Source organism: Inquilinus sp. Marseille-Q2685, from assembly GCF_916619195.1.
Classification (GTDB): Bacteria; Pseudomonadota; Alphaproteobacteria; order DSM-16000; family Inquilinaceae; genus Inquilinus.
Window position 1 is genome coordinate 339,868 of the sequence record NZ_CAKAKL010000005.1, and the last position, 25,888, is coordinate 365,755.

20 protein-coding genes are annotated in these 25,888 nt (G+C 70.5%); 6 read left to right on the forward strand and 14 right to left on the reverse strand.

All coding sequences use genetic code 11. The features are described 5' to 3' along the window. Positions 1-196: 196 nt before the first annotated feature. From LG391_RS23750 to LG391_RS23765, 4 genes are all read left to right on the forward strand, one after another. A complete protein-coding gene (locus LG391_RS23750; protein ID WP_225770521.1) occupies positions 197-694 on the forward strand; it encodes a (2Fe-2S)-binding protein in 498 nt (165 codons plus the stop codon). Continuing rightward, complete coding sequence (locus tag LG391_RS23755; RefSeq protein WP_225770522.1) at positions 691-1,749, forward strand: xanthine dehydrogenase family protein subunit M; 1,059 nt, start codon at positions 691-693, stop codon at positions 1,747-1,749. Before LG391_RS23750 ends, LG391_RS23755 begins: the two co-directional genes overlap by 4 nt. Beyond that, the gene (locus tag LG391_RS23760; protein ID WP_225770523.1) at positions 1,742-4,009 is read left to right on the forward strand and encodes a xanthine dehydrogenase family protein molybdopterin-binding subunit; all 2,268 of its coding nucleotides are present in this window, start codon (positions 1,742-1,744) and stop codon (positions 4,007-4,009) included. The genes LG391_RS23755 and LG391_RS23760 overlap by 8 nt, the downstream gene beginning before the upstream one ends. Before the next feature lie 224 nt (positions 4,010-4,233). After that, positions 4,234-4,872, forward strand: coding sequence for a hypothetical protein (locus tag LG391_RS23765; protein WP_225770524.1), 639 nt, complete (start codon positions 4,234-4,236; stop codon positions 4,870-4,872). A gap of 386 nt (positions 4,873-5,258) precedes the next feature. On the opposite strand, the gene LG391_RS23770 is transcribed toward LG391_RS23765, so the two are convergent. The 6 genes from LG391_RS23770 to LG391_RS23795 all read right to left on the reverse strand — a co-directional run bounded on the left by LG391_RS23770 (position 5,259) and on the right by LG391_RS23795 (position 10,741). Then, entirely contained in the window at positions 5,259-5,468 is a 210-nt protein-coding gene (locus LG391_RS23770; RefSeq protein WP_225770525.1) for a hypothetical protein, read from the reverse strand. Positions 5,469-5,574: 106 nt separating this feature from the next. Continuing rightward, positions 5,575-6,045, reverse strand: a complete 471-nt coding sequence (locus LG391_RS23775) for a YHS domain-containing (seleno)protein (RefSeq protein WP_225770526.1) — start codon at positions 6,043-6,045, stop codon at positions 5,575-5,577. A 26-nt stretch (positions 6,046-6,071) separates the two neighbouring features. Then, positions 6,072-7,298: an OpgC family protein gene (locus tag LG391_RS23780; protein ID WP_225770527.1), complete on the reverse strand. Its 1,227-nt coding sequence runs from the start codon at positions 7,296-7,298 to the stop codon at positions 6,072-6,074. Further along, a complete protein-coding gene (locus LG391_RS23785) occupies positions 7,276-8,886 on the reverse strand; it encodes a thiamine pyrophosphate-binding protein (RefSeq protein WP_225770528.1) in 1,611 nt (536 codons plus the stop codon). Before LG391_RS23785 ends, LG391_RS23780 begins: the two co-directional genes overlap by 23 nt. Continuing rightward, entirely contained in the window at positions 8,883-9,389 is a 507-nt protein-coding gene (locus LG391_RS23790; protein ID WP_225770529.1) for a YqhR family membrane protein, read from the reverse strand. Before LG391_RS23790 ends, LG391_RS23785 begins: the two co-directional genes overlap by 4 nt. 20 nt (positions 9,390-9,409) lie before the next feature. Continuing rightward, positions 9,410-10,741 (reverse strand): hypothetical protein, encoded by a 1,332-nt coding sequence (locus LG391_RS23795; RefSeq protein ID WP_225770530.1) that lies wholly within the window; start codon positions 10,739-10,741, stop codon positions 9,410-9,412. 384 nt (positions 10,742-11,125) lie between these two features. Between LG391_RS23795 and LG391_RS23800 the strand changes: the two genes are divergently transcribed. Both LG391_RS23800 and LG391_RS23805 read left to right on the forward strand, forming a co-directional pair. Beyond that, a complete protein-coding gene (locus LG391_RS23800; RefSeq protein ID WP_225770531.1) occupies positions 11,126-11,683 on the forward strand; it encodes a sigma-70 family RNA polymerase sigma factor in 558 nt (185 codons plus the stop codon). Further along, on the forward strand, positions 11,680-12,315 hold the full coding sequence (locus tag LG391_RS23805) for an NrsF family protein (RefSeq protein WP_225770532.1): 636 nt from the start codon (positions 11,680-11,682) through the stop codon (positions 12,313-12,315). Before LG391_RS23800 ends, LG391_RS23805 begins: the two co-directional genes overlap by 4 nt. Before the next feature lie 15 nt (positions 12,316-12,330). On the opposite strand, the gene LG391_RS23810 is transcribed toward LG391_RS23805, so the two are convergent. From LG391_RS23810 to LG391_RS23845, 8 genes are all read right to left on the reverse strand, one after another. Further along, on the reverse strand, positions 12,331-13,527 hold the full coding sequence (locus LG391_RS23810) for a hypothetical protein (RefSeq protein ID WP_225770533.1): 1,197 nt from the start codon (positions 13,525-13,527) through the stop codon (positions 12,331-12,333). 95 nt (positions 13,528-13,622) lie between these two features. Next, positions 13,623-14,855, reverse strand: coding sequence for a chromate efflux transporter (chrA, locus tag LG391_RS23815; protein WP_225770534.1), 1,233 nt, complete (start codon positions 14,853-14,855; stop codon positions 13,623-13,625). 88 nt (positions 14,856-14,943) lie between these two features. Next, on the reverse strand, positions 14,944-19,011 hold the full coding sequence (locus tag LG391_RS23820; RefSeq protein ID WP_225770535.1) for an NAD-dependent epimerase/dehydratase family protein: 4,068 nt from the start codon (positions 19,009-19,011) through the stop codon (positions 14,944-14,946). 462 nt (positions 19,012-19,473) lie between these two features. Continuing rightward, positions 19,474-20,418, reverse strand: coding sequence for an NAD(P)-dependent oxidoreductase (locus tag LG391_RS23825; protein WP_225770536.1), 945 nt, complete (start codon positions 20,416-20,418; stop codon positions 19,474-19,476). A gap of 418 nt (positions 20,419-20,836) precedes the next feature. Further along, positions 20,837-21,853 carry a fumarylacetoacetate hydrolase family protein gene (locus tag LG391_RS23830; protein ID WP_225770537.1) on the reverse strand — a complete coding sequence of 339 codons (1,017 nt, stop codon included), beginning with the start codon at positions 21,851-21,853 and terminating at the stop codon, positions 20,837-20,839. Further along, positions 21,850-23,166 (reverse strand): homogentisate 1,2-dioxygenase, encoded by a 1,317-nt coding sequence (gene hmgA / locus LG391_RS23835; protein WP_225770538.1) that lies wholly within the window; start codon positions 23,164-23,166, stop codon positions 21,850-21,852. The genes LG391_RS23830 and hmgA overlap by 4 nt, the downstream gene beginning before the upstream one ends. Before the next feature lie 111 nt (positions 23,167-23,277). Beyond that, positions 23,278-24,621, reverse strand: coding sequence for a lysine N(6)-hydroxylase/L-ornithine N(5)-oxygenase family protein (locus LG391_RS23840; RefSeq protein WP_225770539.1), 1,344 nt, complete (start codon positions 24,619-24,621; stop codon positions 23,278-23,280). After that, on the reverse strand, positions 24,618-25,685 hold the full coding sequence (locus LG391_RS23845; protein WP_225770540.1) for a GNAT family N-acetyltransferase: 1,068 nt from the start codon (positions 25,683-25,685) through the stop codon (positions 24,618-24,620). Before LG391_RS23845 ends, LG391_RS23840 begins: the two co-directional genes overlap by 4 nt. Between the last annotated feature and the right edge of the window lie 203 nt (positions 25,686-25,888).

Here is a 25,888-nt window from a genome sequence, read left to right on the forward strand (position 1 = left end):
TCGTCTGAGCACCCATCCTGCTTGAAAAGCGGAGGGTCCCTCCGTATATTATCCAAACGGACACGACTTCGAAACGCCAAGTCGAACAAGGCGGGCGCCTGGTGTCCTCATAGCACGCAAATCCGGCCGTTCCGGCCTCGCCGCGCGTCTCGTGCGGCCGCCATGCCTTCGACGATATCACCGATCGGAGTCCTGCATGAGTTTCTCGATCAGCCTCACCGTGAATGGTGCGCGGCATGACATCGAGCTGGATGATCCGCGGGTCACCCTGCTCGATCTTCTGCGCGAACGCCTCGACCTGACCGGCACGAAGAAGGGGTGCGACCGCGGCCAGTGCGGCGCCTGCACGGTCCTGGTCGACGGCCGCCGCATCAATTCGTGCCTGGCGCTTGCGGTCAGCCATGACGAGGCCGACATCCTCACGATCGAGGGCGTCGCCCGCGGCGACGAGCTTCATCCGGTCCAGGCCGCCTTCATCGCCCATGACGGTTTTCAGTGCGGGTTCTGCACGCCGGGCCAGATCATGAGTGCCATCGGCCTGATCGGGGAAGGCCAGGCCGGCGACGACCCCGAACGCATCCGCGAAGGCATGAGCGGCAATCTCTGCCGATGCGCGGCCTATGCCGGGATCACGGAGGCTGTGCTTGAGGCGCAGAAGAACCTGGCCGAAGCCGGCCGGAGGGACGCTGCGTGAACACCTTCGAATACGTCAGGCCCGCCACGATCTCCGATGCCGTCGCGGCTGCGGCCGAGCCGGGGGCCGCCTATTTCGCCGCCGGCACGAACCTGCTCGACCTGATGAAGGTCGGCGTCTCCCGTCCCGGCCGTCTCGTCGACATCACGCGGCTGCCGGGGCTCGACCGCATCGAGGCCTTGCCCGACGGAGGGATTCGCATCGGCGCCCTGGTGCGCAATGCCGACCTCGCCCACGACCCGGATTTCGCCCGGAGCTATCCGGCGGTGGCGGAGGCGCTGCTGTCCGGCGCCTCGGCGCAGCTCCGCAATGCCGCGACGGTCGGCGGCAACCTGCTGCAGCGGACGCGCTGCGCGTATTTCTATGACACCGCCAGCGCCTGCAACAGGCGCCAGCCGGGCGCGGGCTGCGACGCCCGCGAGGGCGAGAACCGGCTGCATGCCGTGCTCGGCTGGAGCGACGGCTGCATCGCCACTCACCCTTCCGACTTCTGCGTGCCGCTCGTCGCGCTGGATGCCGTGGCGGAGATCGAGGGCAGGAACAGCCGGCGCGAGATCGCCGTCGAGGATCTCCACCGGCTGCCGGGCACAACGCCCGACCGCGAGAGCGCGCTTGAGCCGGGCGACCTGATCGTCGCCATCCGCCTGCCGCCCGCGGCCGCCGCATTCTCCGCTCATGCCCGCTACCTCAAGGTGCGGGAACGCACCTCATACGCCTTTGCGGTCGTCTCGGCCGCGGCGGCGCTCCGCATCGAGGACGGCACGATCCGGGAGGCCCGGCTCGCGCTCGGCGGCGTGGCGGCCAAGCCATGGCGCGCCCGGGCAGCGGAGGCTGTTCTCGCCGGCGCCAGGCCGGGCGCCGCCGCCTTCCGCCAAGCGGCGGAGGTGGCCCTGGCGGACGCTAGGCCCTCGGGCGACAACGCCTACAAGATCGAGCTCGCGCGCCGGGTCCTCGTCCGGACCCTGACGCTCGCCGCAGCCGGCACGCCCAAGCGCCTCCCCGCCCTTCCGGCCTCGCCGTTCTCATCAGCTTGCGGAGCGCGCCACGATGACTGAGATCCGCCCCTCAGCCGCTGTCGGCCATATGCGCCACGGCTCCAGCATCGGCCAGCCACTGACGCGCCGCGACGGCATCCTGAAGGTGACGGGCGCGGCGCGCTACGCCGCCGACAATCACCCGGCGGGGATGCTGTACGCGGTTCTCGCGGTCAGCAGCATCGCCCGCGGCCGGGTGAAGGCCCTCGATATCGATGCGGCCAAGGCCCATCCGGGCGTGATCGAGGTCATGACCTCCGGGAACCGGCCGCCGCTGGCGATGGATCCGGACGAGAAGTCGAACCCCTTCATGTTCCGGATCGATGTCCTGCAGAACGACTTGGTGCGTTATGCCAACCAGCCGATCGCGGTGGTGATCGCCGAGACGCTGGAGGCCGCGACGGAGGGCGCGGCGCTGCTGTCGCCGCAATACGAGACACTGCCCGCACGTGTGGGGCTCGACGCTGGCGACAGCTTCGTGCCGCCGGCCGTCGGCGTCGGCAATCCGGCCCAGGTGGAACGGGGCGAGGTCGAGGCAGCCCTTGCCGCCTCGCCCAACCGGGTCGAGGCGACCTATGAGACTCCCAGCCAGTACCACAACGCCATGGAGCCTCACGCCATCGTGGCCTCCTGGGACGGCGATGCCCTCTCGATCGACACGCCGAGCCAGGGCATGGCGATGGCTCAGGGCCGGATCGCAGGGCTGTTCGGCATCCCGCCCGAGAAGATCCATATCCGCAGCCCCTTCCTCGGCGGCGGATTCGGCTCCAAGGGCCTGGTTTCCGGGCCGCAGGTCCTCGGCATCCTCGCGGCCCGGCTGGTCGGCCGGCCGGTCAAGCTGGTGCTGCGCCGCGAGCAGATGTACGGGCCGGTCGGCCATCGCGCGCCAACCCGCCAGACGCTCCGGATCGGCCTCGACGGCGAGGGCCGGATGACGGCGCTTGCCCATCATGCGAGGACGACGTCGAGCAGCTTCGACGATTTCTTCGAGCCGGCGGCCGACGCCTCGCACACGCTCTACGCCAGCCCGGCGATCGCCACCTCGCACGAAGCGGTCCGCGTCGACACCGGCACGCCCTTGTTCATGCGGGCGCCTGGGGAAGCCACCGGCTCGATCGCGCTGGAAAGCGCGATCGACGAAGCGGCCTGGGCCTGCGGGATGGACCCGCTGGCCCTCCGGGTGAAGAACTACGCCGCGGGCGAGCCGATCTCCGGCAAGCCGTTCTCCTCCAAGGCTCTGCGCGAATGCTACGCGGGAGGGGCTGCGCGTTTCGGCTGGTCGGGGCGGCCGCTCGCGCCGCGGCAGATGCGGGACGAGGCCGGCTTCCTCGTCGGCTGGGGCATGGGGACCGCGACCTTCCCGGCGCTGATGTTCCAGGCCCAGGCCCGCGCCGTGCTGCGGCGCGACGGCACTGCCGTGATGGAGACCGGCGCCCAGGACATGGGGCAGGGCGCCTGGACCGCGTTGGCTCAGATCGCGGCCGACGGCCTCGGGCTCGATCTCGATCAGGTGGAGTTCAGGGCCGGCTCGTCCGATCTCCCGGATGCCGGCATCGCCGGTGGTTCGGCCCACACCGCCACGGCCGGGATGGCGATCCACGGCGCCGGCGCCGACGTCATCGCCAAGCTGACCGATCTGGCGACAGGTGATCAGCGTTCGCCCCTGTTCGGGGCGGGAAATGCCGGGGGGCTGGCGCGAAGCGGCCGCCTGTTCCGCCGTGACGACGAAAGCCGGAGCGAGAGCTATATCGACATTCTCGCCCGCGCCGGGCTGACTGAGTTGGAGGGCCGTGGCAGGAGCGCCGCGGACCCCGCGGCTCAGTCGGCCTATGCGATGCATGCGCACGGGGCGGTCTTTGCCGAGGTCAAGATCGACCCCGATCTCGGCCAGGTCCGCGTCACCCGACTCGTTGGGGCCTTTGCGGCGGGTCGGGTCATCAATCCGCGGCTCGTGCGCAGCCAGTACTATGGCGGCATGATCTGGGGTGCGTCCTTCGCACTGCATGAGGAAGCGGTGATGGATCGGCGTTCCGGCCGCATCCTGAATGCCGATCTCGCCGAGTACCACGTCCCGGTGAATGCCGACGTGCCGTCCATCGATGCCCTGATGATCGAGGAGCACGATCCCCATGTGAACGCCCTGGGCATCAAGGGGGTCGGGGAGATCGGCATCACCGGCACCGCCGGTGCCGTGGCGAACGCGGTCTGGCACGCGACGGGAACGCGTGTCCGCCGCTTCCCGATCAGGCTGCATGACCTGCTGACGCCGGCATCGGACTAGCCACCGGGCAAGTGCAAGAAAGTCGGTGGCGCCGATGACGGCAGGGGTGCGGATGATCGGAGCGGTTCGCGCCTCCCGCCGGCACGCTCGGCCTGTCTTCAAGGATCGTGTTGAGCGGAACCGCCGACCGCCGGCATGGACACGCTGCGAGCCGGCATCGAGGCAGAGCGTGTAAACACTTCGTGCAGTTGTATTATCTTGCAGGCGCGTTCATGCTATGTTCCATGGACGCGACGCAGACCGATCGGACATCGGAGGCCGCGCCCGCTCTTCAGGAGGAGCGGGCGGCCCGGCATCTGCGCATGCTCGCCCGGGCGGCGGACGTCCATATGGAGATCATCGAGGCCACCCGCACGGAAGCGGTGGAGGCGCCGCAGCCCGGGGTCGACTATGGCCAGCGGATCGCCGTCGTCACCCGGTCGCTGCGGCTGACCCTGCTGCTGGAGGACAAGCTGTCGCGGCAGGCGGAGGAGAAGCGCAAGGCCGCGGCGCAGCGCGAGGCGGCGCAGGAGGACTGGCACGGGCTGCGGGTGCAGCTGGCGATGATGGCGGCGGCCTATGAGGTGTCCGAGGAGGGCGAGGAGGCCGACCGCCGTGAAGCCGAGATGCATGAGCGGCTGGAGCGGCCGGAGGTGGTGGAGCTGATCGAGGCCAGCCGTCCGGAGGTGGCGGTGGCGGCGCTGTGCCGGCGCTGGGGCTACCCGGTGCGGGTGGAGCAGTGGCTGGAGATGGCCGACGAGGCGATGGAGGAGCTCGGCTTCCTGCCGCCGCAGGACGGCGAGGACGATCCGCCTGCGGACCCGCCCGAGCCCCGCCCGGCTGCTGCTCCCGGCCGCAGACCCAGAGCTCCGGACACGGGATGACCGCGTCGGTTGGGTTCGCCCGTGGCGAACCCGACATCCGGCCGCCGTCGCGGCCCCCGATCCTGTTGGGTTCGCGTGCCGCGAACCCAACCTATGAAACGAACCGCTTCCTTTGCCTCTCCCGCCCCGCGGGAGAGGTCGGAGGCGCTTGCGCCTCCGGGTGAGGGGAGTTTGTCGAGGCCGGGACCGACCCTCACCCGGGAGATGCTCGCCATCCTGTCAGGCCATGATGTGACCGGATCTCATACCAGCGGCCCGAAATATTGACCCGTCATGGCGAGCCCCGAAGGGGCGTGGCCATCCAGGGCGGCTCGCACCGGCCCCTGGCCATGACGGGGAAGGGACCGAAGTGTCGATCTTAAAGGCCGCCGGTATAAGCTGGGCGGTCACGCGGATCTCTTCCGGCGCCGCTCCTCGCTGTGGTTCACGACGTCCCCGACATCCCCGAAGGCGATGGCGTTGCCCTGCTCCGGGATGACCTGCTGCCGGTCGAGATCCAGCCGGGCGACGATGACGTCGTCCTTGTCGCCGTTCGAATTCGTTATCTCCAGGTGATCGCCGGGCTTGCAGCGCTGCAGAATCACGAGCGGATCCATCGCGAGCTCCATGCGGTTTCGGGAGGCCGCCGAGGCGTCGGTCGGCCCGCATATGGAGTCAACACGCCGCGCCCGGCGACGGTTCGGTCCGACACGGCGATCGGCCTTATCTGATGTCGTCTCGATCCAGGCCGGGCCAGTTCGCATTGGCCTTGGCGATATAGCCCTTGGGGTCCTTCGCCCAGGTGTCGCGGACGCCGAGGTCGTAGTTCAGGTACAGCCGCCCGTCGACGATCGACCAAGCCTCCGGCTCGATCTTCACCAGATAGCCGCGCGACGTGCCATAGGCGCAGAAGCCGCCGAAGGCCGGCATGTACTTGTCCGGATCGGCTTCGAACAGCGCCTTGTCCTCGGCGCTGGCGAACCACCAGGTGGCGCCGCCGTGCTGCACCGCGAATTCGGGCTTGCCCTGGCGCGGCGCGCCTTCGCGGAAATAGGCGACCGGGTCGTAGCCGCGGATCGCGACATGGTCGGGCGATCCCAGCGTGTTGACGGGGCGGGACGCGTCCTGCGCCGGGGCGGACAGGGGTGTGAAGCAGGCCAGCGCGGCCAGCGCCAGCAGGGTGCGACGAAGCATCATGGGCTCCTTTCGAGGGGGTGGGGTCACTGGGGCAGCAGCGCGGCGGCGCGCTGTCGCGCCAACGCCTCCTCCAGTTCACGGATGCGCCGGCTCCCGCGGTCCGGTTTGGGGGCCGCCCCGTCCTTGAACCAGGCGACGGCATAGGCGGCCGCGACCAGCACGCCGAATCCGGCCAGGTTGGCGGCGGAGACGGCCAGCGGGTCCCGGCCGGTGTGGTCCAGCGCCATGCCCAGAGCCTGCGCCGTCACCATGCCGCCGACGAACACGGCCAGGGTCTGCTGCCCGACTTTCGAGACGACGGCGACGATGGGGCCCTTCAGCCGCCGGCCCCCGTCACCGACCAGCCGCACGGCGAGATAGGCCAGCGCCAGGAAGTGCAGGAGGCGCAGCGCGCCGAAATGCGTCTTGTCGGTCAGCGGCGCCAGCGCCCGGGCCCAGCCGCCGAAGAAGGGCGAGGCCTCGATGATCCGGTAATACGCGAACGGCACCGTCGCCAGGACGAAGAGCGCGGACAGGGCGGTCAGCGTCCAGCTGAAGCCCGGCGCCGGCAGGGTGCGGCGCATCAGGAAGAAGCCGAGATAGAACAGCAGCTGCCAGCCGAAGGGGTCGAAGAACCAGGGGCGGTCCGACCAGGGCTCGGCCGGCAGGTCCAGCAGATGCGCCTGGGTCAGTCCCCAGATCGCCGCCATCAGCACGAAGGGCAGGGCCTTGTGCAGCCGCTCGGCCAGGATCATCGCCGGCATCAGCGCCAGGATGACCAGGTACATCGGCAGGATGTCGAAATAGTTCGGCACATAGGTCAGGGTCAGGAATCGCGGCAGCAGGCCCATCGGGTCGGCGAAGAAATGCGGCAGGTTCAGCTCGACGATGTAGCTCTCGCCGCCCGGCCGGGTGCCGGCCGCCGCCACCAGCGCGGCGATGACGACGAAGACCGCGACATGGATCCAGTAGATCTGCCAGACCCGGCGCGCGACCCGGCCGGCGCCGCGGGCGAAGCCGTCGCGGTCGAACACCCGGCCGAAGGCGATGGCCGAGGCCATGCCGGACAGGAACACGAACATCTCGGTCGCGTCGGAGAAGCCGAAGCGTGCCGGGATCCACAGGATCCACGGGTTGTCCGGGATATGCGCGGTCAGGATGATCAGCATCCCGAGGCCGCGGAAGAAGTCGAGCCGCGGGTCGCGCCGGGTCCGGCCGGCGGGGGCGCTGGACAGCGCCTCCGTCGGCTCAGAATGCCTGGTGATATGCATCGGCGTCGAACCTGCAGGCGATCAGGGTGAAGCGGTTGCGGTCCCGGGCGGCGGCCAGCTCCTCGGCCAGTGCCGCGGCGCCGGCGACGGTTCGGCCATGGCCGCCGAAGGCGGTCGCGACGGCGGCGAAATCGGTGAGGCCGAGGGCGACGCCGTTCGGCGCCAGTCCGGCGGAGTTCTGCTTCAGCGCGATCAGGGCCAGGCTCCGGTCCTGGAACAGCACGAGGGTGACCGGCAGGCCGAGGTCGCGCAGGGTGGCGAGCTCGCCGATCCCCATCTCCAGCCCGCCGTCGCCCATCACGGCGACGACGCGGCGCGACGGGTCGGCGACCTTGGCGCCGATCGCCAGCGGCAGGGCCGCGGCCATGGTGCAGAACCCGGCCGATTGCAGCAGCGACAGCGGCCGCCGCGCGACCCATTTCTGGGAGAACAGGATGCGGTGGGCGCCGGCGTCGACGGTGACGAGGTCGCCGTCCCCGACCGCGCGGTTCAGCACCTCGACGATCGCATGCGGGCCCCAGTCGGCGCGGGCGGCGAAGCGTTCGGCCAGCGCCCTCCGGGCCGCGGCGGGTTCACCGTCGGTCCAGGCCTCGCCGGGGCGGACCGCCTCGGCCAGGGCGGCGATCGCGGCCGCGGGGGCGGCCAGCAGGCGCGTGCCGGCATGGTGCATGGCATGGTCGGCCGGCGCGGCGCTGATCTCGACGATGCGATCCGGGTCCGAGACCGGGTCGAGCCAGCCGAGCCGCATCTCGATCGGGTCGTAGCCGACGAACAGCAGCAGGTCGGCCCGGCCGAACAGCGGCAGCAGCACCGCGTCGGCCAGCGGCGACAGCCCGGCGCCGCCCAGCGCCAGCGGATGATCCTCCGGCACCAGCCCCTTGGCCTTGTAGGTGGTGACCACCGGCGCGCCGAGCCGCTCGACCAGGCGCAGCAGCGCCGGGCCGGCGCCGCCCTGCGCCGCCTCCAGCCCGGCCAGGATCAGCGGCCGCCGCGCCCGCGACAGCCGGTCGCCCAGTGCCGCGATCGCCGGGTCCCGCGGCGCAACCGACGGGCGCAGCACGGCCGGCGGCGCGACCGGCCGCGGCGCCGGGTCGGCCATCGCCGCCACCGCCGGCGACAGGTCCAGATGCACCGGCCCCATCGGCTCGGCCAGCGCGATGGCCAAGGCCCGGGCCACGGTCGGGCCCGCGCTCTCCGGCTCGACTTCGAAGCTGGCCTTGACCAGCGGCCGCAGCAACGCGGCATGGTCGATCACCTGGTGGGTGTAGCGGGCCCGGGTCGGCCGGTCGACGATGCCGGAGATCACCACCAGCGGCACATGCTCCTGCGCCGCATCGGCGATGCCGTTGACCGCATTCGCCAGCCCTGGCCCGACGGTCGCCACGAGCAGGCCCGGCGTGCGGGTGGTCACCGAGGCGCCGGCGGCCATGATCGCCGCCGCCGTCTCGTGCCGCGCCAGGTGGAAGCGGATTCCCGCCGCTTCCAGCCCGTCGATCAAGGTCACGACCTCGCCGCCCGGCATGCCGAAGGCATGGCGGATTCCATGGGCGTGCAGGGTGGCGGCGATCGTGTCGGCGATGCGGGTCATCGGGGGGCGCTTTCGGCGGGCTGGGATTCACGGAAGCGTACGACGTACGCCACGACCAGGCCGAACAGGATGTGGCCCACCAGCGACGCCCAGGTCAGCGGGATGAAGCCGAGGAAGGCGGGCAGGCCGGCGAAGATGTGGGCCATGACGTAGAGGGCGAAGACCCACAGCCCGGTGCCGAAGCCGATGCCGGTCAGCACCAGCGGCAGCTGCGGCAGGATCCGGCGCTGCAGCGGCCGGGCGATGAACAGGTAGCCGATCGGGTAGAACACGATGCCGACGATGGCGTGGATCAGCTCCGCCGCCGCCCAGCTCTGGAAGCCGAAGACGGACTGCACCAGGGCCGCCGGCTCCAGCGGGCCGCCGACCAGGAAGGGGGTGATGCCGCGGGCCCAGACCTCCCAGGTCAGGTCGGCGGCGACGCCGGCCAGCAGGATGGTCGGGACGAGGCGGCCGGTCAGGGAGGGGAACAGCGGTGCCGGGGTGGTCTCGGTCATGGTCATGATGGGATCTCCAGTCGAGCTCAACGGTGGGCCCGGAGGCGGGCCGACAGGGCACGGCCGTCGACCGCCGCGATCAGGCGGTCCTCGGCCTTCAGGCGGCGGCGGGCGTCGCCGATGGCGCGCAGGGCCGGGGCGTCGTCGCGCCGGGACGCGGTCTCGGCCAAGGCCAGGACGAACAGGTCGCGCTGGGCGTTGCTGCCGCCGAGCCGCGGCAGGGCGGCGGCGAGGCGGTCGAGCGCGCCGCGCTCGCCGCCCAGGCCGGCGATCACGCGGGCCAGGGGCAGGCCGAGATCGGCCGCGACCCTGGCCTGGTCGCCGGTGCCCTGGGCGCGGACCTGCAGCGCCATCACCAGCTCCGCCGCCGCCGGCCGGTCGCCGAGCGCGACCAGGGCGATCAGGGTGTGCAGCGACGCGAAGACCAGGGTGGTGTCGGCCCGGCGCCTGCGGGCGATCTCCGCCAGGCCGGTCCAGCGGTGGCCGACATCGACGCCCAGCCGCTCCAGCCGCCACAGCAGCGACACGGCGTTGGCCATGTCGCGGAAATCGTCGGTCGGCTGCGGCCTCACCTCCTCATCATAGAGGTGCAGCACGCGCTCGTGATCGCCGCGCTCGAGGTGCAGCAGCGCCAGATGCCAGGCCATGTGGAAGCTGAAGTTGTTGCAGCGGGACCAGCTGCCGCGGCTCGCCTCCAGCCAGGCGATGCCGGCGGCGGTCTCGCCCCTCATCTCATGGACATGCGAGACCGCATGCAGCCCCCAGGCGTCGTCCGGCTCCATCGCGACGGCCTGCCGGCCATAGGCTTCGGCGGCGGCATAGGCGCCGTGCTCCTCGACGGCGAAAGCGTGGCAGCCCAAGAGGAAGCCGGCCATCGGGCGGCCGGGACACCAGACGGCCATCATTCGCTGCGACGCGGCCAGCATGCCGGCGGCATCGCCGAGCATGAAGCGCAGCGCATGGGCGATCTTGAACGGCAGGAAGGTGGCCGGACGGTCGGCGAAGCGGAGGTCGAGGCAGTCTGCCGCGTCTGCGAAGCGATCCTCCGCGGCGTGGCCGAGAGCCTCGACCAGGGCCTGCTCGTCGCCTGTGCCTCCCTCTTTCGCCGCCAGGGCGCGCCGGGCCTCCGCCAGCGCCTCGCGCGCCGGGGCGGCCAGCTCCCGGCGGGCCAGGATCAGGTTGGCGAAACCCTTGAGCGCCAAGGCCGGCACATGGTCCGGATCGGCTTCGAGCGCCCGGCCGATCGCCGCGCCGGTCGAAGGCCTGTGGGCCGCGAGGTCGCGCACCGCCTCCTCGAAGGCCTGCGTGGCGCCGGGGCTGGCGGAGCTGGTGGAGAGATCGTGGGCGTCCAACGGCATGTCGGTCCTTTCTCGCCCGTCCGGGCAAGGCTCGGCCGTGGCGTCGATCGGGCGACGCGGCGGCAATCCGGTTCTGTGCAAGGGGCGGGTGCGCCGGGGGCTCAGCCGTCGCGGGTTGCGACCCTCGACCGCAATGCCGGCGGGGCGGCCGGGCCGGCAGGAGGCGTCATCGCCGGATCAGCGGTCCTCGGGGCGAAGTGAAGCTGGAGACGATCCATCGGATGTTCCTGCAGAAGAGGTTCGCCGCAACGGGCTCGTGACGACTTCTTCGGCGGTCGGGCGGCTGGTATTACACGGCCCGGGAAAATTTTTCTGACACTGTCCGCAGAACCGCCGGGCCCTCTGTAACGAATCCGGGATCGGAGCCGTATGAGGTGATGACGCGTGAGTGATCCGTTGCGGGAGGACCAGTGGGCGACATGGATGCGGGCCGCGATTGCCGGGGACGCCGGCGCCTATCGCCTGTTCCTGCAGGCGGTGACCCCGCATCTGCGCGCCATGGCCCGGCGGCGCGGCGCCCTGTTCGGTGGCTCGGCCAGCGACGCCGAGGACGTGGTGCAGGAGGTGCTGCTGGCGATCCATCTGAAGCGCGGCAGCTGGGACCCGTCGCGGCCGATCGGGCCCTGGATCTCGGTGATCGTGCGCAACAAGATGATCGACGCGCTGCGTCGGCGCGGCCGGCATGCCGACGTGCCGATCGAGGACGTGATCGACACGCTGGCGGCGGAGGCGCCGCCGGACGGGCTGGAGCAGCGCGACGTCGACCGCCTGCTGTCGCGGCTGCAGGACCGGCAGCGCGACATCGTGCGGTCGATCTCGGTCGAGGGCGGCAGCGTGCGCGAGACCGCGGGCCGTCTCGGCATGACGGAAGGCGCCGTGCGCGTGGCGCTGCACCGCGCCTTGAAGGCGCTGGCCGCCTTGTATCGGAGTGAACCGGAGTGAAGACCGACGACCTCATCACCGCTTTGGCGCAGGACGCGCCCGTCCGCTGGCCGTTCGGCCGTGCGGTGGCGGCCGCCATGGCCGGCGGCGCGGTCGTGGCCGGGGTCATCTTCTTCGCCGGCGTGGGCATCCGGCCGGACGTGATGCAGGCGGTCGAGACCGTCCGTTACCTGTTCAAGTTCGTCGTCACCCTGGCGCTCGCCGTCACTGCGACCGGGCTGATCCTGCATCTGGCACGGCCGGGCGTGCCGCTGGGCGCCTGGCGCTGGGCGCTGCTGGCCGCGCCTGTTCTTCTCGTCGTCTCGGTCGCGCTGGAGATGATGGCGATGCCGATGTCGAGCTGGGGGGGCCGGTGGATCGGCACCAATGCGCCCTGGTGCCTGACGCTGATCCCGCTGATGGCGCTGGGACCGCTGGCCCTGCTGCTGCTCGCCCTGCGCCAGGGCGCGCCGCGGCGTCCGGGGCTGGCCGGCGCAGTCGCCGGCCTCGTCGCCAGCGGCATCGCCGCGACCTTCTATGCCGCGCACTGCCCGGACGACAGCCCGTTCTTCGTCGCCACCTGGTACACGCTGGCGACCGGGATCGTGGTGCTGATCGGCGCCCTGGCGGGCCGACGCTGGCTGCGCTGGTAGCTGGCGCGTTTCGGCTCAGCCGACAGCTCCCTTCTCCGGCGAAGGGCCATGCGGGCCGCTGGTCGCGTCCAGCTCTCCGATCTCGCCCCAGCGCAGGCCCTTGCCATCGGACGGGTACCAGTCCTGCGCCCGGACGTCTCGCAAGGTCCGGCCGGTGTCGAACCGCAGGGCGCCGTCCGCCGCATCGATCGTGCCGTCGCCGTTCCGGTCCGTCGCCGTGTGGTCGTGGAAGAACGGCACCGCGGTCGGATGCCCGCCAGGGCTGGCATAGTTCGCATGCGACCCGCCGGCGACATAGACCAGCGGCCGGCCGGTCCGGGCATCCTTCGGCAGATCGTGGAAGGCGGTGACGGAGCTGTGGCCATGGGCGCTGTAGCGTGCCGCCATCGGCTCGAGCGTCACCGGGTTCAGCTCGATCGTGATGCGCTCCCAGTCGCCTTCGTGGTTCTGCACCGACGGCCCGTCATTGTAGGCGTAGAAGACGTGATAGGTCAGCCGGGGCAGCCCGTCCGTATCGTCGTACTGGTAGAACACCGGCGCGTCCGCGCTGCCGAGCCGGCCGCGGGCGTCGTTGTCGAGGTCCAGGAAATCATCGCTTCCGGCCCCGGCGACATCGGAGGCGGTGAAGTCGTCGTCCCTGTCGCCGTTGGTGTTGTTGCCGTGCTCCCGGTCCGGCCAGAACGCCCGGTCCTGGCGCCAGCGGGAGTTCGCGATAAAGGCCTGCGGATCGGCCGGAAGGTTGTACTCGCCCTGGGGCAGGACCAGAACGGGCGCGTGTTGCCCGGCGAGGCGTTGAGGATCGACCGCGGGTCCGGTGCTGACCCGTGCCGGTGCCGCCAGCGTTTGCCGCAGGATCTCGATGCGCTGTCCGGCCGCCTCCGGCTGCATGTCCTGGAAGATCGAGATCCGCCACAGCCGTTCATAGGCCTGGAGCGCCACCGGATCTCCGGCCAGCTTGGCCCGGATCCTGCTATCCAGCGCCTGCTCTTCGGCGCTGGCGCCGGGCTGGGCCGGGGCCGGTCCGGGACTGGGCGAGGGGGCCGGGAGGGGCCGCTCCCGGGGCAGAGGGTCCGCCGGCGGCGTCGGCCCGGGTGTCGGGGCGGCATGGGCCAGCGCGGCCCGGAAGGCGGTCGCCACGCTGTCGTCGCTGCTGCCGGGGCGCCGCGGATCGGCTGCGAACGGTGCCCGGATACGGTCGATGATCTGTACCATCGGACCCTCCTGCGCGAGATGCCTGGCCGACGATCCGCCGACACCGGAAGGCTAATGGCAGGGGCCGCCGGGCGCAACCGGCCGGCGGTCTCGCCCTACGGCCCCATCAGCGGGACAGCCGCCCCTGCCGCGGCGAGGCCGAGGACGACGGTCCAGGGCGGCGCCTTCCAGACGGTGAGGAGGAGAAAGCCGGCCAGCGCCAGGGCGAAGTCGCGGGGCGCCAGGACGGCGCTGGTCCACACCGGGCTGTACAGGGCCGCGCCGAGGATGCCGACGACGGCCGCGTTGGCGCCGCGCATCGCGCTCTGGGCGCCCGGGCGCAGGCGCAGAGCGTCCCAGAAGGGCAGGGTGCCGTAGGCCAGCAGCAGCCCCGGCAGGAAGATGGCGACGAGCGCGATCGCGGCCCCGGCGAGACCGTTCGGTGGCGATCCCATCACCGCGCCGAGCCAGGCGGCGAAGGTGAACAGCGGTCCGGGCACCGCCTGCGCCAAGCCGTAGCCTTCGAGGAAGGCTTCGTTGGAGACCCAGCCGGGCGGCACCACCTCGGCCTGCAGCAGCGGCAGCACGACGTGCCCGCCGCCGAAGACCAGCGTGCCCGAGCGGTAGAAGGCGTCGAACAGCGCCAGCCCCTGGGCGCCGGTCGCCGTCGCGAGCGCGGGGGCGGCCAGAAAGATCGCCGCGAACAGCGCGAGCGCGACGCCGCCGCCCCGGCGCGATACCGGAAAGCTCAGCCGTCCGGCTAGGGTGGGGCCGCCGTGGCGGCAGAGCCTCAGGCCGGCGGCCGCGCCCAGGACGATCGCGCCGATCTGGCCGAGCGAACCGCCGACGAACACTGTGAAGGCCACGGCCGCCAGCGCGATCGCCGCGCGCTCGCGGTCGGGCGTCAGGGTGCGGGCCATGCCCCAGACCGCCTGGGCGACGACGGCGACCGCGACCAGCTTCAGGCCGTGCAGGACGCCCTCGGCCACCGGGCCGGTGAGGGCGGCGGCGCCGAGCGCGAAGGCGCAGAGCAGGGCGGCCGAGGGCAGGGTGAAGCCGCACCAGGCGGCGAGCCCGCCCAGCAGCCCGCGGCCGCGCAGCAGGCCGAGGGCGAAGCCGACTTGGCTCGAGGCCGGCCCCGGCAGGAACTGGCACAGGGCGACGAGATCGGCATAGCCGGTCTCGTCGATCCATCGCCGCCGCTTCACCAGCTCGTCGCGGAAATAGCCGAGATGGGCGATGGGTCCGCCGAAGGAGGTGAGGCCGAGCTTGAGGAAGACGCGGAACACCTCGGCCGGCGAGCCCCGGTCCGGCACCGCGGTCGCGAGGGATCTGTCGGGTGCGGTCATCGCGGTCTTCGCTCGCAGACTCAGGCGGGCCCCACCGATAGGTGAGGCCCGCCGGGGTCGTCAACCGCGGATGATAGCGCGCTTTCGACTATTCCGCGGCGGTGCCGCTGAGGTTCGCCGCCGGCTGCGTCGGCTGCCTGGCCGGGCTCGGCGCCTTGGCCTTGCGGGCCTCCGCCCGGGCGACCTCGAGCTGCCGTCGTGCCCCGGCGTGAGACGGCTCGAGCTCGACCGCCCGGCCCTGCGCCAGCGCCGCCTCGTCCCACCGCTTCTGGCCGGCCAGCAGGTTGCCGAGATGACGGTGCAACGAGGCATCGTCGGGCGCCAGCTTGATCGCCTTGCGGGCGGTCGAGAGCGCCTTCTCCATTTGGCCGAGTCCGGCGAAGGCAGCGCTCAGCTGCCGGTGCGCGCCGGCATGGCCGGGGTCGAGGTCGATCGCGCGGCGCAGCTCGACCACCGCATCTTTCCAACGCTTCCGGGCGGCGAGAAGGTTGGCGAGATGGCGATACAGGCCGGGTTCGTCGGGGGACAGCCCGATCGCGCGGCGCGCCGCCGCCTCCGCTTCCGCCGGGCGGTTGAGGGCGGCCAGGGCGTTGCTCAGCTGCCGCTGGGCTCCGGCATGCGACGGTTCCAGGGCGATCGCTGTCTCCAGCGCCGCGACGGCGTCGGTCCAGCGCTTGTCCGAGATGAAGAGCGCGGCCAGGCTGCGATGCAGATGCGGGCCGTCCGGGTCGTGCGCCAGGGCGCGCCGGCAGGCGGCGATCGCCTCCGGCAGCCGGTTCAGCTGCGACAGGACGGTGCTGTGCAGGTGATGCAGCCGGGAGTGATCCTCGCCGCGAGCGACGGCCTCGGCGATCAGGCGCTCCGCCGCCTCGGGCTTGCCGGCGCTGATCAGGAAGCCGGCGCGCGCGGTCGTGGCATTGGCGCTGCCCGAGAAGAGCCGGCCGATCTCGTCCGCCGTCGCCGTTGCTTCCTCGGCATGGCCGCAGCGCAGCAGGACGGTGGCGACCCAGGAGTAGAGCCCGACCAGGTCGCGCTCGCGATCGAAGGCGGTGCGGATGGTGTTGGGCGGATGCCCCAGCAGCTCCCGCGCCACCGCCGCAGCCTTGGCCTGCTCCGCCTTCGCCTCGTCGGGCCTGCGCAGATCGGTCAGGATCTCGGCCAGAAGCAGATGCAGGTCCGGGTCGAAGCGGTAGTGCCGGATCGATTCGCGCACGGCTTCGGCCGCCTCGTCCAGGCGACCACGCGCCCGCAGGATGCGTCCGAGCTGCTCGAACATCGATGATCGGGTAGAGGCACGCAGCAGCAGCTTGCGTTTCAGCTTCTGCACCTCATCGGGCGGGATCGGGTCGCGGGCGTGGTCGCGTTCATCCTCGTAGAGGCGGATCGCCATCCGCTCGATCTGCTCCGCTTCAGCCAGGCTGCGGTCGAGCAGCAGGCAGCGCGCCAGGCTGTGGTGGAAATCCGCACGCTCCGGGTCGAGCGCCAGGGCATTGCGCCAGAACGGGATCGCCTCGGGCGCCCGGCCGATCGTCATCAGCATGGTGCCGGCCAGCGCCTGGGCCTCCGCAAGATCGGCCGGGGCGCGCGCAACCCAGTCCCGGGCCAACGCCCGGCCCTCGCCGTAACGGCCATGGCCCCAGAACAGCTTGAACAGCAGCTCGGCCGCGTCGATTGACACCGGGTCGAGCTCGAGCGCGCGACGGAGGCTGGCGACAGCCTCGTCGATCGCACCGGTGTGCTGGGCCGAACGGCCCATCTGGACATGGTAGAGCGGGTCGGCCTCGCGCAGCCGCTGCGCCTCCTGGGCCAACCGGACCGCCTCGTCCTCGCCGCCCTGCAAGCGCAGCAGCTTGCCGAGATGCAGAAGCGTCGCCGGGTGGCCGGGCAGCAGCTCCGCCGCCCGGCGCGCCTCGCCGACCGCCTCCTCGACCCGGCCGCCACGGGCCAGAGCCTCGCTCCGCACCCGGTGCTGATACGCCGTGACCTCGGCCGGCCGGTCCGGCGCCGCGACCGGTTGCTCATCCTCGCTATCGGGGAAGATTCGGGCCAGCGTCCGGCGCAACTCCTCGTCGATCTCGAGATCCGTGCCGTCGCCATGGAACAGCTCGGTCCGCTTGGCGTCGGTCAGGTTCGAATCCACGTCCCAGCTGGTGTTGATCGGCTTGAAGTGGCGCAGGCCGACCTTGAAGCTGGCCTCGTCCGGGGTCATGCCGATGACGTTGTGGATCGCCCACTGCACGTCCTCCGGCGACTTGGCCGGAACCACCGCCCATTTCTCGGTGCAGGCGTCCAGGCGGCCGGTCTTCTTGTAGAAGAAGTGCTTGTGCCGGCGCTGCCGCGGCAGCGCCTCGGTCGTATAGTTGTGGATCCACCAGCCGTCGAAGCGGATGAAGCCGGTGTCCGACTGCTCGGCGATCTCGAACACGCTCTGCCCGTCGCGGGTGACGGCCAGCTCGTCGATATCGGCGTTGACGACACTGGCCGCCTTGCGGAAATAGCGCAGCCGCGCATGCTCGAAGGCCGCGGCCTGGCCGTAGAACGAATCCCAGATGCTGTAGGACAGCGGCCGTCGGCCGTCGAATACGCCCCATTTGTACGGCCAGGGGATGGTCAGCACCTCGATCGAAGGGTCGATCGCGCGCAGCGCGTCGTCGAGCTCGCGGACGCTGTAGGCGGTGGAGTTGTTGTCGTAGAGGACGACGCCGTTGCAGCCATGGCCGCGGGCGTAGTAGCGGACCCAGTCCTGGATCCAGGCGATGTCGTTGTCCTGGCTCATCGCGTAGATGCAGCGCCGGCCGGCGAAGATCTCGCTCAGATTGGGCTGCGGCGCCAGGAAGGCGCGGCCGAGGCTTGTGTCGGCGATCAGCCCGGTGGTGCCGGGCGGGACCGGGACGGTGACCAGGTCGACCCAGCGCTTGTGCCGCACCTCGAAGGCGCAGGGCTGCATCGAGGGAAGGGCGGTGAACCGGAACTCCAGCTCCGCCTCCAGGTTCAGGAGCGGCGGCCCGACCAAGCGGATCGCCTCGCCCGACGCGTCCCAGAACACGTCGCAGAACACCGTGGTGAAGTCGAAATCGTCCTCGTAGCCCGCATGCCGCAGGGTCGGTGGCCGCGGCGGCATGCGGATCGGATCGTGGCTGAAGTCCAGGATCCAGGGGGTCAGCTGCGACAATCGCCGGGGCGAGTTCCCGCGGCGGAGGACCGGTTCGTCCCGATCCTCCGCGTCCCCCGTCGCCGGCACGGACACCGGCTGCGGCACCTCTGCGGCATAGGCATGGATCAGCCGGCGCAGCCCTTCCTCGACCGAGATTTCGGCCCGCCAGCCCAGCAGCGCTTCCGCCCGCGTCGGATCGCCCCGGAAATGCGCCACGTCGAAGGTGCGGGGCGGCGCCGTGCGGATCTCGACCGGGGCCAGGGCGGCGGCCCGGGCCATCTCGGCCAGCTCGCCTAGCGACACGGCCCGGCCGCCGACGAAGTGGATCGGCGGCAGCGCCCGATGGCCTTCCTTCAGGCATTCGATCAGCAGCGTCAGACCGCGGCCGACATCCTCGACATGGGTGAAGTCGAAGGTGTTCTCCGCGCCTTCGATCGAGATCGTGCCGCCGGTCGCGGCCGCCCGGGCGAAGGCCGGCACCACCCGGTCGCGATGGTCGGCGGTAGAGCCGAAGACGTTGGAGAAGCGGACGATCGCAGTGGCGAGGCCAGCCTCGCGCGCGCGGCCCACCGCTGCCTCGGCGGCCACCTTGGACCGGCCGTAGATGTTGACCGGACTGAGCGGCGCGTCCTCGGGCACCGGCAGCGTCGCCGAATCGCCATAGACCTCGCGGCTGCTGGCATAGACCACCCAGGGCCGGCGATCGGCGGGCTGCTCCAGCGCGACCTTCAGCACTGCCTCGGTGCCGTTGACGTTGATATCCCAGCACAGCTCCGGGTTGCGCTCGCCGGTGATGACGCGGGATACGGCGGCGAGAGACAGGACGCCGTCGCAGCCGGCCATGGCCTGCCGCAGTTGGTCTATGCTCCGGATGTCGCCGTGGCCGGGCGTCCCCGGCTCATGGGCGATGTCGAAGGCGACCGTCTGATGCCCGGCTGCCGCCAGGCATCGCATCATTTCCGTGCCGATCAGCCCGCGCGAGCCCGTGACGAGGATTCTCATGAAGGTCGGCGTTCCCCTGCTCGAAGGCGGCAAGACCGCACTCGCGCCTTCAGGTTCCACGCATCCGGACAAGAGTTTTCCGATGAAGCCTTGGTTTCGCTCGATCGGCGGCCTCTAGGGGGCGCGATTCGCCGCAAAACCTTAGTTTCGTCAGGGTTTCGGCCGGAAGCTTTCAGGGTTCGGATTCAAACTTTGAGGGTTCGAGATGTCAATAAAGTTTTTGTAAGGTTTTATGGGATGGTTTTCTCAAGAGATTATATCGAAATCTGATCAGCCGGAGTTGCCGGCGTTGATACGAGGCGGCAGGCTTCGGAAGAGGCACGCCAGCAGAACCCACAGACATCGAGGTGCGGTCGCCGATCTCAGCAAAAAGGGCCGGCCACGTGACGCGTGGCCGGCCCTCCAAGATCCTTACCTGCGGCCTGAGGCTACGGAGCCCGCCGCAAATGTGTCCGAAGCATGCTACTTCGCTGGTGCGCTCGCAGCGATCTGGGGCTGCTGCCTCTCCGCATCGGCGGCATAGGCATGGATCAGTCGGCGCAGCCCTTCCTCGACCGAGATCTCGGTCCGCCAACCCAGCAGCGCCTCGGCCCGCGCCGGATCGCCCCGGAAATGCGCCACATCGAAGTTGCGGGGCGGCGCCGTGCGGATCTCGACCGGGGCCAGGGCGGCGGCCCGGGCCATCTCCGCCAGTTCGCCCAGCGACACGGCCCGGCCACCGACATAGTGGATCGGCGGCAGCGTCCGGTCGCCTTCGTTCAGGCGCTCCACCAGCAGGGAAAGGCCGCGGCCGACATCCTCGACATGGGTGAAATCGAAGGTGTTCTCCGCGCCCTCGATCGAGATCGTGCCGCCGGTCGCGGCCGCCCGCGCGAAGGCCGGAACCACCCGGTCGCGATGGTCGGCAATGGAACCGAAGACGTTGGAGAAGCGGACGATCACCGTGGCCAACCCGGCCTCGCGGGCGCGGCCGACCGCGGCCTCGGCGGCGGCCTTGGACCGGCCGTAGATGTTGACGGGTTCGAGCGGCGCATCCTCGGGCACCGGCAGCGTCGCCGAATCGCCATAGACCTCGCGGCTGCTGGCATAGACCACCCAGGGGCGGCGGTCGGCCGGTTGCTCCAGCGCGACCTTCAGCACCGCCTCGGTGCCGTTGACGTTGATGTCCCAGCACAGCTCCGGGTTGCGCTCGCCGGTGATGACGCGGGAGATTGCGGCGAGGGACACCACGCCGCCGCATCCGGCCATGGCTTGCCGCAGCTGGTCCAGGTTCCGGATGTCGCCATGGCCGGGCGACCCGGGCTCATAGGCGCTGTCGAAGGGAACCGGCTGGTGCCCGGCCTCGGCAAAGCGCCGCATGATCTCGGTGCCGATCAGCCCGCGCGAGCCTGTGACGAGGATTCTCATAAGGGATTTCTCTCAAACCGTTGTCCGATGCGATGTCGGCGACTGCCGACCAGCGTCCTGCTCAGGCTGTTCCGATTCTTCCTGCCACGGCCTGCGTCGCCCAGTCTACACGGGCAAAGAGCAAAACCCTATTTCCGTGAATCACATCCCCCTCCTTCATCCAGGAGGCGCGAGAAATCCTATTTGCTGAGATTCCGCGCGCCGTGGCCCCAAGTCTGACAGTGAAATCCCGATACAGTTCGCCAGGTAAGCGGCGGACAACCTGTCCGTTTCGAAAGAAATTCCTTCGAGGCTGGATTTCAAGCTTTCTGTGCTTGGAGTGTCAAACGATTTTTGTGAGTTTTGTGGGCTTTTTTGAGGCAGAAGAGGGCTTGCCTCGAGACGGTCGGGCGGGGCCGCGAAATGCATAACGCCGCCGTTACCCGGCAGCTTCCTCGACGGTTTGCTCGATGGCGCCGAAGATGGAATGGCCATGGGCGTCCTTCATCTCGATCCGCACCGTGTCGCCGAAGCGGAGGAAGGACGTCCTGGGCGCGCCGGACAGGATGGTCTCGACCATGCGCAGCTCGGCCAGGCAGGAGTAGCCGAGGCCGCCCTGGGCGATCGGCTTGCCCGGCCCACCATCCGAATCGCGGTTCGACACGGTGCCGGAGCCGATGATGGTGCCGGCGCCGAGCGGCCGCGTCCTCGCCGCATGGGCGACCAGGGTCGGGAAGTCGAAGGTCATGTCGACCCCGGCGTCGGCCCGGCCGAAGGGGGCGCCGTTCAGCTCGACCAGCAGCGGTCGGTGCAGCCTTCCGCCGTCCCAGGCGTCGCCCAGCTCATCCGGCGTCACCGCCACGGGCGAGAAGGCGGAGGACGGCTTGGACTGGAAGAAGCCGAAGCCCTTGGCCAGCTCCGCCGGGATCAGGTTGCGGAGGGAGACGTCGTTGACCAGCATGACCAGCTTGATGGCCTCGGCCGCGGCGTCGCGGCCGGCGCCCATCGGCACGTCGCCGGTGACGACCGCGACCTCGCCCTCCAGGTCGATGCCCCAGGCCTCGCTCTCCATCCGGATGGGGTCGCGCGGCGCCAGGAAGGCGTCGGAGCCGCCCTGGTACATCAGCGGGTCGGTCCAGAAGCTCTCGGGCATCTCGGCGCCGCGCGCCTTCCGCACCAGTTCGACGTGGTTCACATAGGCCGAGCCGTCGGCCCATTGATAGGCGCGGGGCAGGGGGGAGAGGGCGTCGTGCTCGCGGAATCTTTCACTCGGTACAGCGCCGAGCTCGAGGTCGTGCGCCAGCGCCTCCAGCCGCGGCCGCAGATGGTCCCAATCGTCGAGCGCGCGCTGCAGCGTCGGGGCGATGCCCCCGGCTGCGGTGCAGCGGGTCAGGTCGCGTGAGACCACGACGAGGCGCCCGTCGCGCGACCCGTCCCTCAGGCTGGCGAGCTTCATCGGCCGGTTCCTTCCCGATTTGTCTTGTCGAAGTTCTTCTCCAGCCCGCTCCAGCAGGCCGGATAGTCATCCTGCAACGTCGGCAGCTCCGCCGCATAGCGGGTCAGCTGCTGCGGGAAGCGGGTCTCGAACATGAAGGCCAGGGTGCCGGTCAGCTTCACCGGCTTCAGCTCGGCGGTCGAGGCCTTGGCGAAGGCGTCGGTGTCGGGGCCGTGCGGCAGCATGCAGTTGTGCAGGCTCATGCCGCCGGGCAGGAAGCCCTCCTCCTTGGCATCGTAGCGGCCGTAGATCAGGCCCATGAACTCCGACATGATGTTCATGTGGTACCAGGGCGGCCGGAAGGAATGCTCGGCCACCAGCCAGCGCTCGGGGAAGATCACGAAGTCGACATTGGCCGTGCCCTCCTCGCCGGACGGCGCGGTCAGTACGGTGAAGATCGACGGGTCCGGGTGGTCGAAGCTGATCGCGCCGACCGGCGAATAGGTGCGCAGGTCGTATTTGTACGGCGCGTAGTTGCCGTGCCAGGCGACGACATCGAGCGGCGAGTGGTCGATCGTGGTCTCGTGGAAGCCGCCGCACCATTTGACGACGACGCGGTGCGGCCCGTCCTTCTCCTCGAAGGCTGCGACCGGGGTCTTGAAGTCGCGCGGATTGGCCAGGCAGTTGGCGCCGATCGGGCCGCGGTCCGGCAGGGTGAACTTGGCGCCGTAATTCTCGCAGACATAGCCGCGCGACGGGCCGTCCACCAGCTCCACCCGCAGCTTCATGCCGCGCGGGATCACCGCGATCTCGGCCGGGCCGATCTCGATGATGCCGAGTTCGGTGACCAGCCGCAGCGAGCCCTGCTGCGGCACGATCAGGAGCTCGCCGTCGGCGTCGTAGAACACCTCGTCGACCATCGATTCGGTGACCAGGTAGACATGCGCGGCCATGCCGGCCTGGGTGAACACGTCCCCCGCCGTGGTCATGGTCCGCATTCCGGTCAGGAAGGTCAGCCTCTCGTCCGGGATCGGCGTCGGATCCCAGCGCAGCTGGCCCAGCGGCAGCCCGTGGCGGACCACGTGGGGCGCCGTCTTCCAATGCGGCAGCTCGATCTCCCGGAACCGGCCGACATGCTTGACCGAGGGCCGCAGCCGGTACAGCCAGGACCGCTCATTGGTGCCGCGCGGCGCGGTGAAGGGCGAGCCGGAGAGCTGCTCGGCATACAGCCCGTAGGCGCAGCGCTGCGGCGAGTTCTGGCCCTGGGGCAGGGCGCCGGCCAGGGCCTCGGTCTCGAAATCGTTGCCGAATCCCGGCATGTAGCGGAGCGTCATGGCGTCCTCCCGGCGGCTGTCATTGCGTCTTGCCGGGATGATTGTTTCATTTGAAACGAATATCAACGCGAATCTGCAGCCGCCGGAAACCGGCGGCCGGGCTGCGGGATTTCAGTCGTCGTTGACAGCCAGGCGGCGCAGCGGGGCGGGGGCGTGCAGGTCGGGCGGGATACCGCGCCGACGCTTGGCCGCCAGCAGCGATTCCGCGATCTCCTGCGACCGCACCGCCAGCACCGAGAGCAACGTGTCGCTGAGCCCGTGCGAGGTCTCGGACTGGCCCTGCAGGTGGATCTGCGGCCGGAACTCGGGCCGGGTGCGCAGCCGGTAGTCGCGGTCGCCCGTGAAATCCTCGATCCAGGGGGCCAGCGCCGACAGCAGGCGGCGCCCGCCGTCGCGGTCGTAGCCGGTCGCCAGCACCACGGCGTCGTAGCCGCGCCGTGCAGCGATGCCGGCGAAGCCGTCGCGCACCGTCAGCTCGACCGTCTCCGGGCCCGCCTCGGCCTCGGTCACCTCGCAGCGCCCGCACAGCGACAGCCGCGCCGCGCCCTGGACCTTCTGCTGGTACAGGATGCCGTAGATCCGCTCGATCGGGTCGGCATCGACCACCGCGTAATTGGTGTTGCGGAACTCGCGGATGATCGCGTCCCGCTGCGCCTCTCCCTGGCCGAAGACGTAGTCGGTGAAGCCGGGATTGAAGATCTCGTTGACGAAGGGGGTGTCGTCGGCCGGCTTCAGCGCATGGCCGCGGAAGAGCAGGTCGATGCCGAGCTGCGGGAACCGGCCATGCAGGTCGAGCGTGATCTCCGCCGCGCTTTGGCCGCCGCCGATCACCGCCACCCGGGCGGAGGGGCGGCGCGCCAGGCCCAGCCCATGGATGCGGTCGAGATAGCCGGAGGAATGGAAGACCCGCGATTCGCCGCGGAGCCTGGCGAAGGCAGCCGGGATGCGCGGATTGCCGCCGGTGGCGACGACCAGGTTGTGCGTCCGCCGCACGGTCTCGCTGCCCAAGGCGGTGCGCGAGCGCACGCGCAGGCCGGTGACGATGCCCTGCGCCGTCTCCGGCTCGACCGCCGTCACCTCCTCGCCGTAGCTGCAATGCTCGGCAAAGCGCGCGGCGGCCCAGCTGAGATAGTCGTTGAACTCGACCCGGCTGGGAAAGAAGGTCTTGCGGTTGATGAAGGCCTCCAGCCGGCCCTTCTGGTGCAGATAGTTGACGAAGGTCAGCGGGCTGGTCGGGTCCCGCAGCGACACCAGGTCCTTGAGGAAGGAGATCTGCATGTCGCTGTCCGGCAGCAGCATGCCGCCGTGCCAGGTGAAGCCGGGCTGCCTCTCGATGAAATGATGGCTCAGCGCCGCGCCGCGCTGGCGCAGCGCCTCGTCCAGCGCGATGGCCAGGGCCAGGTTCGACGGGCCGAAGCCGACGCCGATGACGTCGTGGATCGCGTCCTGGCTCATCGGCTCAGCACCGGCTGGGCGGCGGGGGCGGCCGGCAGCCACAGCCGGTCGAAGAAGAAGCGCTCGCGCAGCAGCATCACCAGCGCCGCACGCTTGTGCGGGAAGTCGAAGGTCTTGATCCGCACGAAGCCGGAGGTCTCGAGGTTTCGGATCTGCTGGTGGTGTGCCGCCGCAGGCTCGCCGACGATGCGCTGGGTGCGGCAGTCGTCGAGCAGCATGTAATGCGTCAGCGAGGGCAGCCAGGCGCTGATGAAGGCGCGGCCGCGATAGGCGTCCTCGCCGACCACGACATGCCAGCCACGGTCGTAGTCCTGGACGTCGTAGAACGGCGCCAGCCGGTTCTCGCGGGCCCAGTAGATCTCGAAATAGGCGAAGGGCACGCCGTCGAAGGTGGCGATCAGCGGCACCATGTGCGGGTCGGCGATCAGCCCGGACAGGTAGCGGCGATGCTTCTCCAGATCGCCGTCCTCGTTCCAGAAGGCGGCGACCCGCGGATCGTTCATCCATTTGTGCAGATGGCCGAGATCGTCCTCCACCGTGGCGGCGCGGAAGGCGATGGTCTGCTCCAGCCACGGGATCCAGCGGGCATAGACTATCCCCTGCGGCTTCGGCGGCCGCTGCGGGTGGCGCTTGCCGTCCGTCATCACATGGCGCTGCGGGAAGGCGGGCAGGTCGGGCCGGCCGTGCCAGAGGTCGGCCTGCTGCATGAACAGCTCCGGCAGCACGGTCAGCGGGGCATCGGCCGTCTCGACCGCGACCCCGCGGCGGCGCAGTACGTCGGCCAGCTCCGTGGCGCCGTCGCCAAGGTCGAGCGTCAGCCGCTCCCACCCGGGATGCCAGCCGAAGGCGGCCTCGATGGCGGCGCACACGCCGCGCAGGGCGGCATCGCCCGATCCGGCGCCGGTCACCGACAGCCGCCCTTCGGTCAGCCGGAGCGTCAGCGGCGCGGCGCCGGCCTGCCGCACCGTCAGCGAATCGCCCTGGCGCGACGTCGTCACGGGAGCCCGGGTGGAGGCATAGGACAGGAAGGTCGTGCCGGGCTGCGGAATGGGTATGGCGTCCATCGTCTTCTCCTTCCGCGGCCGCGAGACTCTGCCCATTCCGGCGTGTCGGCGGCCGCCGGCAAGCGGCGGATTCGTCTCGTCGTCTGGTCGGCTCGCCTCTTCCCGGACGAGGAACAGGGAAGGGCGAAAACGGGCTTGACTCGCAGTGCAACTGCAAATCATTATCATTCATAGCCAGAAGGGAACAGGAAGTCCAGGCACGT